The 12984-nt window shown below is 73.6% G+C and carries 10 protein-coding genes; 8 read left to right on the plus strand and 2 right to left on the minus strand.

All coding sequences use genetic code 11. From position 1 onward, the window contains the following. Positions 1-35 precede the first annotated feature (35 nt). From hutU to hutI, 4 genes are read left to right on the plus strand one after another with little or no spacing between them, the layout of a single operon-like run. The gene (gene hutU, locus ACFU5F_RS14755) at positions 36-1700 is read left to right on the plus strand and encodes a urocanate hydratase (RefSeq protein ID WP_383886818.1); all 1665 of its coding nucleotides are present in this window, start codon (positions 36-38) and stop codon (positions 1698-1700) included. After that, a complete protein-coding gene (locus ACFU5F_RS14760; protein ID WP_383886820.1) occupies positions 1697-3010 on the plus strand; it encodes an allantoate amidohydrolase in 1314 nt (437 codons plus the stop codon). Before hutU ends, ACFU5F_RS14760 begins: the two co-directional genes overlap by 4 nt. Beyond that, positions 3007-4347: a formimidoylglutamate deiminase gene (locus tag ACFU5F_RS14765; RefSeq protein ID WP_383886822.1), complete on the plus strand. Its 1341-nt coding sequence runs from the start codon at positions 3007-3009 to the stop codon at positions 4345-4347. The genes ACFU5F_RS14760 and ACFU5F_RS14765 overlap by 4 nt, the downstream gene beginning before the upstream one ends. Beyond that, the gene (gene hutI / locus ACFU5F_RS14770) at positions 4344-5633 is read left to right on the plus strand and encodes an imidazolonepropionase (protein WP_383886824.1); all 1290 of its coding nucleotides are present in this window, start codon (positions 4344-4346) and stop codon (positions 5631-5633) included. The genes ACFU5F_RS14765 and hutI overlap by 4 nt, the downstream gene beginning before the upstream one ends. 34 nt (positions 5634-5667) lie before the next feature. On the opposite strand, the gene ACFU5F_RS14775 is transcribed toward hutI, so the two are convergent. Next, positions 5668-8043 carry a ricin-type beta-trefoil lectin domain protein gene (locus ACFU5F_RS14775; protein ID WP_383886826.1) on the minus strand — a complete coding sequence of 792 codons (2376 nt, stop codon included), beginning with the start codon at positions 8041-8043 and terminating at the stop codon, positions 5668-5670. Between the two features lie 235 nt (positions 8044-8278). Then, a complete protein-coding gene (locus tag ACFU5F_RS14780; protein WP_383886828.1) occupies positions 8279-9193 on the minus strand; it encodes an RNA polymerase sigma factor SigF in 915 nt (304 codons plus the stop codon). Positions 9194-9427: 234 nt separating this feature from the next. Between ACFU5F_RS14780 and ACFU5F_RS14785 the strand changes: the two genes are divergently transcribed. The 4 genes from ACFU5F_RS14785 (at position 9428) to ACFU5F_RS14800 (ending at position 12937) form a co-directional block, all read left to right on the plus strand. After that, positions 9428-9796: an STAS domain-containing protein gene (locus tag ACFU5F_RS14785; protein ID WP_013003084.1), complete on the plus strand. Its 369-nt coding sequence runs from the start codon at positions 9428-9430 to the stop codon at positions 9794-9796. A gap of 474 nt (positions 9797-10270) precedes the next feature. Further along, positions 10271-10786 carry an ATP-binding protein gene (locus tag ACFU5F_RS14790; RefSeq protein WP_383886830.1) on the plus strand — a complete coding sequence of 172 codons (516 nt, stop codon included), beginning with the start codon at positions 10271-10273 and terminating at the stop codon, positions 10784-10786. Positions 10787-10995: 209 nt separating this feature from the next. Continuing rightward, on the plus strand, positions 10996-11733 hold the full coding sequence (locus tag ACFU5F_RS14795; RefSeq protein ID WP_383886832.1) for a peptidase: 738 nt from the start codon (positions 10996-10998) through the stop codon (positions 11731-11733). A 13-nt stretch (positions 11734-11746) separates the two neighbouring features. Beyond that, entirely contained in the window at positions 11747-12937 is a 1191-nt protein-coding gene (locus ACFU5F_RS14800; protein ID WP_383886834.1) for a hypothetical protein, read from the plus strand. Positions 12938-12984: the final 47 nt, after the last annotated feature.

A 12984-nucleotide genomic window follows, 5' to 3' on the forward strand; every position in this document is an offset into this window, starting at 1 on the left:
TGTGAATAGTTGCTGTATAGAGCTGGAGGCAGACCGTGTCAGGACCCCGCCCCGTTCGAGCGCCGCGCGGTACGGAACTCAGCACCCTGGGCTGGCAGCAGGAAGCCGCCCTGCGCATGCTGCAGAACAACCTCGACCCCGAGGTCGCCGAGCACCCCGACAAGCTCGTCGTCTACGGCGGCACGGGCAAGGCCGCCCGCGACTGGCGCTCCTTCGACGCCATGGTCCGCACCCTGCGGACGCTCAAGCAGGACGAGACCATGCTGGTCCAGTCGGGCCGCCCCGTCGGTGTCATGCAGACCCACGAGTGGGCGCCCCGGGTCCTCATCGCCAACTCCAACCTCGTCGGCGACTGGGCCAACTGGGAGGAGTTCCGCCGGCTGGAACAGCTCGGGCTGACCATGTACGGCCAGATGACCGCCGGCTCCTGGATCTACATCGGCACCCAGGGCATCCTCCAGGGCACCTACGAGACCTTCGCCGCCGTCGCCGCCAAGAAGTTCGGCGGCACCCTCGCCGGGACCATCACCCTCACCGCCGGGCTCGGCGGCATGGGCGGCGCCCAGCCCCTCGCGGTGACCATGAACGACGGCGTCGCGATCTGTATCGACTGCGACCCCCGCGCCATCGAGCGCCGCATCGAGCACCGCTACCTCGACGTGCGGGCCGACTCGCTCGACCACGCCCTCCAGCTGGCCGTCGAGGCCCGTGACGCCCGCCGCCCGCTCTCGATCGGCGTCCTCGGCAACGCGGCCGACCTCCTCCCCCAACTCCTCGCCTCGGGCGCCCCCGTCGACATCGTCACCGACCAGACCTCCGCCCACGACCCGCTGGCCTACCTGCCCGTGGGCGTCGACTTCGACGACATGGCCTCGTACGCGGCCAAGGACCCGGCCGGTTTCACCACCCGCGCCCGCGAGTCCATGGCCCGGCACGTCGAGGCGATGGTCGGCTTCCAGGACGCCGGCGCCGAGGTCTTCGACTACGGCAACTCCATCCGCGGCGAGGCCCAGCTCGCCGGCTACGACCGGGCGTTCGCCTTCCCCGGCTTCGTCCCCGCCTACATCCGGCCCCTGTTCTGCGAGGGCAAGGGCCCCTTCCGCTGGGCCGCCCTCTCCGGCGACCCCGCCGACATCGCCAAGACCGACAAGGCGATCCTCGACCTCTTCCCGGAGAACGAGTCCCTCCACCGCTGGATCAACATGGCCGGCGAGCGCGTCCACTTCCAGGGCCTGCCGGCCCGCATCTGCTGGCTCGGCTACGGCGAGCGGGACAGGGCCGGTGAGCGGTTCAACGACATGGTGGCGAGCGGGGAGCTGGCGGCGCCGCTGGCGATCGGCCGCGACCACCTGGACTGCGGCTCCGTCGCCTCCCCCTACCGCGAGACCGAGGCCATGCTCGACGGCTCCGACGCCATCGCCGACTGGCCGCTGCTGAACGCGATGGTGAACGTGGCCTCCGGCGCGTCCTGGGTCTCCCTGCACCACGGCGGCGGCGTGGGCATGGGCCGCTCCATCCACGCCGGCCAGGTCACGGTCGCCGACGGCACGAAGCTGGGCGGCGAGAAGATCCGCCGCGTGCTGACCAACGACCCCGGGATGGGCGTCATCCGGCACGTCGACGCGGGCTACGACATCGCCGAGTCCGTCGCCGACGACCGGGGCGTACGGGTGCCGATGCGCGAGGGTGAGGACGCGTGACCCAGCGCGCAGGGGAGCGTGAAGGGGAGCGGGACAACAGCCCCGAGGCGGGGCCGCACGGCCGCGGCCCCCGCCCCGTCACCGGCGGTGCCTCCTTCCACGAGATGTGGCGCGACCTGTCGCCCGTCGGCCGGCACCCCGGCTCCGGCGGCTACCGCCGCTTCGCCTGGACCACCGCCGACGCCGACTGCCGGGCCTGGTTCGAGGAGCAGGCCCGGGACCGGGGCCTGCACCACGAGGTCGACCGGAACGGCAACCAGTGGGCCTGGCTCGGCGACCCCGCCGCCGGGGACGCCGTGGTCACCGGGTCGCACCTCGACTCCGTGCCCGACGGCGGGGCCTTCGACGGCCCCCTCGGCGTCGTCTCCTCCTTCGCCGCGCTCGACGAACTCCGCGCCCGGGGCGCCCGGTTGGACAAGCCGATCGCCATCGTCAACTTCGGGGACGAGGAGGGCGCCCGCTTCGGACTGGCCTGCGTCGGCTCACGGCTGGCCACCGGGCAGCTGACCGCCGAGCAGGCGGGACGGCTCACCGACGGGGACGGGATCACCCTCCCCCGGGCGATGGAGGCCGCCGGATACGACCCCGAGGGCATCGGCGCCGACCCGGAACGCCTCGCGCGCATCGGGGCCTTCGTCGAACTCCACGTCGAGCAGGGCCGCGCCCTGGACCTCTCCGGGGACGCCGTCGGGATCGCCAGCGCGATCTGGCCGCACGGGCGCTGGCGGTTCGACTTCCGCGGCGAGGCCAACCACGCCGGCACGACACGGCTCGTGGACCGCCGGGACCCCATGCTGTCGTACGCGGAGACCGTGCTCGCGGCCCGCCGCGAGGCCCGCCTCGCCGGCGCCGTCGCCACCTTCGGCAAGATCTCCGTCGAGCCGAACGGCGTCAACGCCATCCCCTCCCTCGTGCGCGGCTGGCTCGACTCCCGCGCCGAGGACCAGCAGACCCTGGACACGGTCGTCGGCGCCATCGAGGAGGCCGCCCGCGACTACGCCCAGGAGCACGGGATCGAACTGGACGTCGTCCGGGAGTCCTTCACCCCCGTCGTCGAGTTCGAGCACGCGCTGCGCGACGAGATCGCCCGCATCCTGGGCCGGGACACGGCCGGCCTGAAGGTGCCGGTCCTCGGAACCGGTGCCGGACACGACGCCGGGATCCTCTCCGGAACCGTCCCGACCGCCATGCTGTTCGTGCGCAACCCGACGGGCGTCTCGCACTCCCCGGCCGAACACGCCGCCGAGGACGACTGCCTGGCCGGAGTGACCGCGCTCGCCGACGTACTGGAAGGGCTGGCCCGCAGGTGACGGAGACGACCTACTGGCTCGAACACGCCTGGCTCGGCACGCACGTCGAGCCGGGCGCGACCCTCACGGTGACCACCGACGGCCGCGTCGGTGCCGTGCGCACCGGCACGCCCACCCCGCCCCCGGGCGCGGTCGTCCTGCGCGGCCTCACCCTGCCCGGCCTCGCCAACGCCCACAGCCACGCCTTCCACCGGGCCCTGCGCGGCACCGTCCAGGTCGGCTCGGGCACCTTCTGGACCTGGCGCGAGGTCATGTACCGGGTGGCGGACCGGCTGACCCCGGACACCTACCACGCCCTCGCGCGGGCCGTGTACGCGGAGATGGCGCTGGCCGGGATCACGGCGGTCGGCGAGTTCCACTACGTGCACCACGCCCCCGGCGGCACGCCCTACGCCGATCCGAACGCCATGGGCGAGGCCCTGGTCGAGGCCGCGGCCGAGGCAGGCATCCGGATCACCCTCCTCGACACGGCCTACCTCTCCGCCGGCTTCGGCAAGGCACCCGACCCGCACCAGCTCCGCTTCTCCGACGGTACGGCGGACGCCTGGGCCGAACGCTGTTCAGTTCTCAAGGACCGGGATCACGCGCGGATCGGTGCGGCCGTGCACTCCGTACGGGCCGTGCCGGCCGGGCAGTTGGCGATCGTGGCGCGCTGGGCCGAGGAGCGGCGGGCCCCGCTGCACGTGCACCTGTCGGAGCAGACGGCGGAGAACGACGCCTGCCACGCGGCACACGGCCGCACCCCCGCCCAGCTCCTCGCCGACCACGGTGTGCTGGGCCCCCGCACGACGGGCGTCCACAACACCCACCTCACCGACGAGGACATCGCCCTCATCGGCGGCAGCGGCACCGGCACCTGCATGTGCCCCACCACCGAACGGGACCTCGCGGACGGCATCGGACCGGCCGTCGCCCTGCAACGCGCGGGCTCCCCGCTCTCCCTCGGCTCCGACAGCCACGCGGTCATCGACCTGCTCGAGGAGGCGCGCGCGATGGAGCTGAACGAGCGGCTGCGCACCCGTACGCGCGGTCACTGGACGGCGGCGGCCCTGCTGCGGGCGGCCTCGGCCGACGGCCACGCGGCGATCGGCTGGGACGACGCCGGCACCCTGGAGGCGGGCGCGCTCGCCGACTTCACGACGATCGCGCTCGACTCGGTCAGGACAGCGGGGCCGCTGCCACGGCTCGGCGCGGAGACGGCTGTATTCGCCGCGTCGGCAGCGGACGTGTCGCACACGGTGGTGGGAGGTCGGCACGTCGTACGGGACGGGGCGCACGTGCTCGTACCGGACGTGCCGCGAGCCCTCGCGGACGCCGTCGCAGCACTGCGCGGATGACCCGGACCGCCCCGCGCCCGGCCCCCGACCCCGATTCCGAACCGACCGCCGACCAGGCAACCAAGGACGCCATGAGCAGCCCGACGACCGACAGCCCCGCCCACTCGGCGAGCACCGCCAGCACGCTCATCACCAACATCGCTGCCCTGGTCACCAACGACCCCTCCCTCGGCGACGGATCGCCCCTCGGACTGATCCGGGACGCGGCCGTCGTCATCGACGGTGAACGCATCGCGTGGACCGGTGATCAGAGCAAAGCACCCGCCACTGACAATCGGGTCGACGCCGGTGGACGGGCGGTGATCCCCGGCTTCGTGGACTCCCACTCCCACCTCCTCTTCGCCGGCGACCGGACCGCCGAGTTCAACGCCCGCATGTCCGGCCGGGCCTACAGCGCGGGCGGCATCCGCACGACCGTCGCCGCCACCCGCGCCGCCACCGACGAGGAACTGGAGGCCAACCTCACCCGTTACCTCCGCGAGGCCCTCCGCCAGGGCACGACCACCTTCGAGACCAAGTCGGGCTACGGCCTGACCGTCCACGACGAGGCGCGGGCCCTGCGCATCGCCGCCCGGCACACGGACGAGGTGACGTACCTCGGCGCCCACATCGTCTCCCCCGACCACGCCGAGGACCCCGCCGCCTACGTGGCCCTCGTCACCGGCGAGATGCTCGACGCCTGCGCCCCGCACGCCCGTTGGATCGACGTCTTCTGCGAGAAGGGCGCCTTCGACGGCGACCAGGCCCGCGCGATCCTCACGGCGGGCAGGGACAGGGGCCTGCACCCGCGCATCCACGCCAACCAGCTCTCCTACGGCCCCGGTGTCCAGCTCGCCGTCGAGCTGGACGCGGCGAGCGCGGACCACTGCACCCACCTCACCGACGCCGACGTGGACGCCCTCGCGAGCGGCCACACGGTCGCCACGCTCCTCCCCGGCGCCGAGTTCTCCACCCGCGCCGAGTGGCCCGACGCCCGCCGCCTCCTCGACGCGGGTGTCACCGTCGCCCTCTCCACGGACTGCAACCCGGGATCGTCGTTCACCTCGTCCGTCCCCTTCTGCGTCGCCCTAGCGGTACGGGACATGGGGATGACACCGGACGAGGCGGTCTGGTCGGCCACGGCGGGGGGCGCGCGGGCGCTCCGCCGCGACGACATCGGCCGGCTCACGCCGGGCGCGTACGCCGATCTCGCGCTGCTGGACGCGCCCAGCCATGTCCACCTCGCCTACCGGCCGGGAGTGCCTCTGGTCACGGGCGTGTGGCGCAGGGGCGTCCGCGTGGTCTGACCGGTCCCGGATGCCGGGGGCTCGCAGGCCGGTCTCAGGAGTCGGCCGGCCCGGCCCCCGCCTTCCACCGCTGCCCGTCGCGCCCCGATGCCACGGCGAAGCCGACGGAACCGAGCGCGTCCGGCGTCACGGCGAACCGCCCCGCGATCGCCGGGCGGATCGCCCCCCGGGAGTCGACCTCGAACCGGAGGTTGTCGCCCCTGTCCCCGTCGAGCGAGTCGCACTCCCAGACGCCCACACCGTCGTCGATCGCCCCACGGCTGTCCAGGCACAGGTCGGGATCGGCGAACGACTGGAGGGCGGCACGCGCCGAGTCGAGCCGCCAGCGCTGCGTGGCGCGCGAGGAACAGGTGGCCGTGACGACGTCGGTGCCCTTCGCCAACTCGCCCCGGATGTCCAGGCACAGCCCTGAGGCGACGTTCACCACCTGCGTGTAGGCACCGCTCAGCGGCCCTCCGTACGGCGGTGTCGGCGTCGGCGACCCCGTGTCGGACGGACTCGGGCTCCGCGTCGGCTTCTCCTTCCGCGGGGGCTTCGAGGGGCTCGCGGTCTCCGAGGGGCTCGCGGTCTCCGAGGGGGTCGGGGACGGCGTCGGGCTCGGCGGGACCGTGGGGGTCACCGCCCCCGACGGCGGTGCCGTGGGCGTACCCCCGGAACCGGCCGCGTCGTCGGACGACGACGAGCCGACCGATCCCGAGAACACCAGGAACGCCAGCAGCGGCGCCAGCGCCACCCCGAGGGCCACCGAGGTGAGCACGATGCGGCGGGACCGCGACCACGTGGCCCTCGCCGCCCCGGTCAGCACCTCGGCCCCGCCGTCGCTCTCCGCCGCCGCCCAGGCCCCGGCGGCCGGCCTGGCCCCGCCCGCGGCCAGGGGCTCCGTGTCGTCGGGCCCCGTAGCCCAAGCTCCGGCGGCTGTCCCCGCCCCGGCCCTGTTCCCGGCCGAGCCCGCCGAGTAGGGCCCAGCGCCGGCGCCGCCTGCAGAGTCGGCCGACGCCCTGTCCTCCCCGGGCCCCGCCCATGTCTCGGCCCCGGCCGGCGCACCGGCCCAAGGCTCTGCTCGCCCGCCGCCCACGGGACGGTCCCCGCCGACGGCGCCGAAGTCGGAGCCGGAGGACGGGGATCCGGAACCGGAAGGGGATCCGGAACCGGAGTCCATGCCGGTGCCGACGCCGCCCCGGCCGCCGCCCGACCCTGGCCCCGTGCCGGAGCCGGACGCCGCACCCGAGTCCGCCGCCCCCTCCGCGCCCGGCCCGGACGGGACGCCCCTGCCCGGCCCGCCGCCCAGGCCCGACTCCGCCCACGCCTCCGCCGCCGCGGCGGTCGCGGCGGCGGCCTCGGCCCACCTTCCCGCTCCGGCGCCCGCCCTGCTCCGCGGCCCCGTCCTCGCCCGGCCCGGACGGGACGCCCCGGCCGAGCCGCCCGCCCACCCGGCCTCCTGCTCAGTCTCCGGGGCCGGGTCCGTACCCGAGAAGTCCTCCGTGCCCGCGCCCTCCACACCATCACCCGGTCGGCCGCCCACGCGTCCGCCCGCCCCGCCCCGCGCGCCGCGCGAGCCCCGCGTGTACGCCGTACCGGCCCAGGGCAACAGCCCCTCCGCCAGCGTCGTGCGCGGGCTGTCGCGCAGGGCGCACAGCTCCTCGTAGGCGCCGGCGCAGTAGGCGCAGTACTCCATGTGGGCGTGCAGATCGCTGCTGTGGCGAGGGGAGTCCGGTCGCACGGACTCCTCGATGAGCCGGCGGAAGTCCTGGCAACGGGGGTCGTCGGAGGCGGCGAGACGCGCGCGGAGACAGGCCTGGCGCAGGGCCTGGAGCGCGGACTCCCGCTTGTACGTCACGTCGTCGGGGGTGAGACCGAGCAGCACGGCCGTACGCTCGTCGGGTTCCTGCTCCACGACGCCGTACCAGATGAGTCCCTGGGGCCGGGGCGGCAGGAGCCGGAACGCCGCGAGCAGGGGCGGGACGGGGCCCTCGGGGCCCGCCGCGGCCAGCACGGGGCGCAGGGCGGGGGCGAGACCGGTCGCGTGTTCGTCGGTGGTCCAGGTGGCGGCCACCCTGACGGTCAGCAGCAGCAGTTGGTGGCGCCAGGGCACGGACGCCTCGGTGCCGCGTGCCGTCTCCCGCGTGGCGGTCGTGAACGCCTGCGTCGCCAGCTCCAGGGCCGACGACTCGCTCGCGGCACACAGCCGGGCGTAGGCGAGGACCGACGGGTGGTGGCGCTCACGCAGCTCGCGCAGGGCCGTGTACGCGACCGGCGAGTCGGCGCGCAACAGCGCGGTGAGCCGCGCGTCGGACGCGGCTCCGTGCCGGTGCTCGGACCCGTCGTCGGGGCGTGCGCCCGGCGCACCGGTGTCCTGCCGGTCCTCATGGCTGTCGTCGTCGCCGGGGCGCTCGTCCCGAGCCCGAGTCATCCTCGTGCCTCCTCGCACCCCCGTGTCCGCCAGTCGGCTTCTGGAACACCGAACAGTCTGGCGCGTGACCATAGTGACGGAAGGTGAACCGGAGGGAAGGGGTTTCTTGCGGTAAGGGGGTGAGAGATCGGCAGGCCGGACGCGGTTCGGCCGGGTACGGGAAGAGTGTCACAACTCCTGCCGCACCCGGCCGACTTCCGTCATCGTCACGGACGCCCCGGCAGCGCCAGCCCGCTCACTCCTCCAGCGTCAGTCCCCTGCGCAGCCGCACCAGCGTGCGGGACAGCAGCCGGGAGACGTGCATCTGGGAGATGCCCAGCTCGTCCCCGATCTCGGACTGCGTCATGTTGGCCACGAACCGCAGGGAGAGGATCTGCCGGTCGCGCGGCGGCAGTCCGGCGATCAGCGGCTTCAGGGACTCGACGTACTCGATGCCTTCGAGTCCGTGGTCCTCGTAGCCGATCCGGTCGGCCAGCGCGCCCTCGGAGTCGTCCTCCTCCGGCTGGGCGTCCAGGGACGAGGCGGTGTACGCGTTCGACGCCGCCATGCCCTCGACGACCTCGTCCTTGGTCAGCCCCAGGCGCTCCGCCAGCTCGCCCACCGTGGGAGCGCGGTCGAGCTTCTGGGCCAGCTCGTCACCGGCCTTGGCCAGGTCGAGCCGGAGCTCCTGAAGCCTGCGCGGTACGCGCACGGACCAGCTGGTGTCGCGGAAGAAACGCTTGATCTCGCCGACGATGGTGGGCATCGCGAACGTGGGGAACTCGACGCCCCGGCTCAGCTCGAAGCGGTCGATCGCCTTGATCAGGCCGATCGTGCCGACCTGGATGATGTCCTCCATGGGCTCGCTGCGCGAGCGGAACCGGGAGGCGGCGAACTTCACCAGAGCCAGGTTGAGTTCGACCAACGTGTTACGGACGTACGAGTATGCGTACGTGCCTTCCTCGAGGGACTCCAGCCGCTCGAAGAGGGTCTTGGACAGCGCCCGGGCGTCCACCGGTCCCACCTCGTCGTACGGGGGGATCTCCGGCAGGTCGGTGAGTCCGTCGCCCGGATCGTGGGCGAGGTCGTCCTGAGTCTCTTCCGGGGCGGATGCCGACGTCGCCCTCTGGGTATGCGATGCGTCGAGCCGGGGTGACATGATGTCCTCCATCGTTCTCGGCATATGGCCGCCGATGCCTGTACGTGCACTGCGGTGTGCGGCGCCTCCAAAGCCGGCCGTGTCATTTGGTGCACTACTAGCCCTACCCGTTTTCAGGACGTCGTCGCAAGTGCGTGCTGTACTGAAATGTCCCTTTTCGGGGGATTGTTCGGGTGTCGGAGAGTGTGGAGAAGGCGTAGTGTTCGAGGGCGAGTCAGCAGTCACGACGGTCGGGAGAGAGACGGCATGGACCGTGGGACGGTCGGCAGCGCACAGTCGGGCCGGCTACGGGTCGAGGTGCGGGAAGAGGGCTCCAGTGCCGTCGTGACACCGGCGGGTGAGCTGGATCACCACACCGCCGATCTGTTGCGCGAGCCACTCGAGAGCTGCCTGGAAAAGGGATTCACGCGTCTGGTGGTGGACTGCTCGTTGCTGGAGTTCTGCGACTCCACCGGGCTGAACGTCCTGCTGGGCGTGCGGCTCAAGGCGGAGTCCGCGGGCGGCGGGGTCCATCTGGCGGGCATGCTCCCGGCGGTGGCGCGGGTCTTCGAGATCACCGGGGCGGACGCCGTGTTCACCGTCCACGACACCCTCGACGCGGCCCTGGGGGACTAGGCCCGCGTCCGTCGGCCGAGTCCCTCGCCGAGGGCGCCGTCGGTCCGGCCGTCGCGGCCATCGGGCCCGCAGGACGGGCTCCCGGCGCCCCGTCCCGACCGGCAGGTTGTTCGCGTCACAGGGCTGTGCCGAAAACATGGGTGTTCTGACGGTTCGCTCGGGCAGGAGACATCCTGAACGTGCCGGCGAACGGGCCGGCTGCCCGGGAGGGGCCCGGCGGCGGGGCGTGGACGGGCGGTGGGGCGTACGGCGCGGGTCCGGCAGGGACCCGGCAACGGCTCGACGGCGGTGCGGCGGCGACTCGGCGGCGGTTCGACGGCGGCTCGGCGGTGACTCGGTAGTTCGGCGAAGTGCGACGGGGAGTACGGATGGCGCAACGATGACAGCAGAAGACGGCACGTGCCGCTGGCCTGTGTCCCGCATCCTTGATGAGTCCTGAATCGTGTACTGGTGAATCGGTGAGGTGAAGCGCTGATGAGCACCACCCGGCCCTTCTCGCCGGGCGACCGCGGCCCGGAACCGGGTGCCGGCGGCGCTTCCGGGGCGCCCGGGGGAGACCCGCCCGCGGTCCCCGCCACGGGGCGTCGGTCCCGTCGGCTCAGCTTCGAAGGCGAGAGCGGGGTGGTGCCGCTCGCCCGCGACTTCACCCGCCAGGCGCTGTACGAGTGGGGGTGGCTGCCGGCCGCGACCGCGGACCAGCGGGCGGCGGCGGAGGACGTCCTGCTGGTGGTGTCCGAGCTCGTCACCAACGCGTGCCTCCACGCGGAGGGCCCGGCCGAGCTGCGGATCGGGTGCGACAACAAGGTGCTGCGGATCGAGGTGTCCGACCGCGGGACGGGGGATCCCGCACCCCGGACACCGCACCGGGCGGGCCGCCCGGGTGGCCACGGCATGTTCATCGTGCAGCGGCTGTGTCTGGACTGGGGGGTAGTACGGGACCCCGGCGCGTCCGGGAAGACGGTGTGGGCGGAGCTGGGGGCGCCGGCCTGACCGCCGTGTGCCTCCGGCGGGTTGGCGGGGACGGCCGGGCGGAGGTCAGACCCTGAGGCCTCCCGGGCCAGACCGTCGTCACGGCGGCCGGTGCAGCGGCCGGTGGACGGCCGCGCCGGGGTATCGACACTCATCCGACACCTGCGTGTGTCTTCCTTCTCCACGGGCCCCGGCGTACCTTGAGCCGCCGATCTGATGTTCCGTCAGAAATGTGGGGTGCCGAGGTGTCGTACCGGACGTACCAGAAACGAACCGCCGCGCTCGCGTCCCTCGCGGCCCTGGCCGGCTCAGCGGTGCTGATGGCCGCCCCGGTGGCCCATGCCGAGGTCGTGGACGTCGAGTACAACTGCAAGACGCCGATCGGGGACAAGTCCGCGGTGTCGCCGATCGACATCAAGGGCGTCGAGAGCGGCGACGGCTACAAGATCACGATGTCGTGGCAGAAGGGCGTGTCGTCCAGCCCGGTCGAGCTGGGCAAGGGCGCGATGACGCCGAGCGCCACGATCGAGCTGGGCGGGGCCGACAGCGGGACGCTCACGGTGACCGGGCCGGCGAACCAGGAGGCGATCCCGGCCAACACGCCGATCAAGATCAATGACCTGAGCGGTACGTACACCCCGAAGAAGACGGGCAAGGTCGACTTCACCGCGGGTGTCCTCACCATCAAGGCCCTCGGCACGGTGACCACCTGCACCCCGGGGAACGACCCCGGCCCCTCGCTGACCCTCGACGTCACCGCCGCCGGCGGGGGTGGCGCCTCGGGCGGTACGGGCGGCGGCTCCGCAACGGGCGGCTCCGGCGGCTCGGGCGGCTCGGGCGGCGAGCTTCCGCAGACCGGACCCCTGGACTCGGCGGTCGCGCTCGGCACGCTCGGCGGGACGGTACTGCTCGCGGGCGCGGCGGGCGCCCTGTGGGTGACACGCAGGAACCAGGCGGTACGTCGCTGACGGGAGCCGGAACGTGATCAGAAGGCGGCCGGTCCCGGCGGCACACCCGGCACGGCCCCCCACCCCGCGCACCTCGGCGCTCACGGCGGTGCTCGTCCTCGTCCTGGCCCTCCTGGCGCTCCCTGCGGCGCCCTTCGGCGGCGGCGCGGGCGCGTACGCCGCGGAGAAGCCGACCGTGAGGCTGTCCACGTCGCAGGCCGGGACCGGCGGTTCGGTCACCGTGACCGGCGGCGGCTGGCGGCCCAAGGCGATCCTGATGGTGCTGATCTGCGGTCGGTCCACGCCCTCGCGGGGGGTGTCCGGCGGCACCGACTCCTGTGCGAACGCCGACGGACGGGCCGTCACCGCCGACGACAAGGGCGCCTTCCGCCGGGAGTTGCCGGTGTCCGAGCCCCCGGTGCCGTGTCCGTGCGTCGTGCACGTCTCCACCATCACGGGCCCGAAGGCGGCGGCCGACGCGGCCTTCCAGGTGGCCGGGCACTCGGTCGAACCGTTGCCCAGGGAGGCCACCGGCGGACAGCTCTCGCTGCTGACGGATGCTCGACTGACGGGCTCCGACGGGCTGTTGACCTGGTTCGGGGCGCCCCCCACCCGTGAACTCGTCCTCACCGTCGGCAACGTCGGCACCTCGCCGGTCAAGGACCCCGTCTTCCAGGTGGGCACCTCCCACGGCGTGTTCGCCCCGCGCTGGGAGGAACAGCGGTGGCGCGGAACGATCCGGCCGGACGGCAGGACACGGATCACCCTCCCCGTGGACCTCCCGGCCGGAGCCCACGGCGACTACACCGTCTCCCTCACGTACGGCGGGAAGGTCCTCGCCGAGCGGCCCTGGGCCGTGGGCCGCCCCTGGGGCGTCACCCTCTTCTGGCTGATGCTCTGCCTCGTCGTACCGGCGGTGCTGTTCCGGACGGGCATGGCGGTGGTGGACCGGGTGCGCCCCGCGCGCGCGGCTCCCCGGAGGTGGGGACGCGGGCGGCGCCTGCCGGCGTGGGTGCCCCGGCCGAGCCCCTCGAACGCGGCCCACGCACACCCCCGTACACCGTCCTCCGCACGCACGACCCCGGTCCCGGTCCCAGTGCCGGCCCCGAGCCTGCCGTGGTTCACGCCCGACACCAGCCGCGAGACCACCGTCCCCGACACCAGCCGCGAGACCACCGTCCCCGACACCAGCCGCGACACCACCGTCCCCGACCCGCCCACGTGAGACGGACGGGCGTACGGACGCAGGGCCGGGCAGCCGGGAGCGCGGTA

The organism is Streptomyces sp. NPDC057438 (genome assembly GCF_042802995.1).
Taxonomy (GTDB): domain Bacteria; phylum Actinomycetota; class Actinomycetes; order Streptomycetales; family Streptomycetaceae; genus Streptomyces.

Coding starts and splice junctions, on each gene's coding strand:
- hutI (WP_383886824.1), top strand. CDS start 4,344: ATGACCCGGACCGCCCCGCGCCCGGCCCCCGACCCCGATTCCGAACCG.
- ACFU5F_RS14775 (WP_383886826.1), bottom strand. CDS start 8,043: ATGACTCGGGCTCGGGACGAGCGCCCCGGCGACGACGACAGCCATGAG.
- ACFU5F_RS14780 (WP_383886828.1), bottom strand. CDS start 9,193: ATGGAGGACATCATGTCACCCCGGCTCGACGCATCGCATACCCAGAGG.
- ACFU5F_RS14785 (WP_013003084.1), top strand. CDS start 9,428: ATGGACCGTGGGACGGTCGGCAGCGCACAGTCGGGCCGGCTACGGGTC.
- ACFU5F_RS14790 (WP_383886830.1), top strand. CDS start 10,271: ATGAGCACCACCCGGCCCTTCTCGCCGGGCGACCGCGGCCCGGAACCG.
- ACFU5F_RS14795 (WP_383886832.1), top strand. CDS start 10,996: ATGTGGGGTGCCGAGGTGTCGTACCGGACGTACCAGAAACGAACCGCC.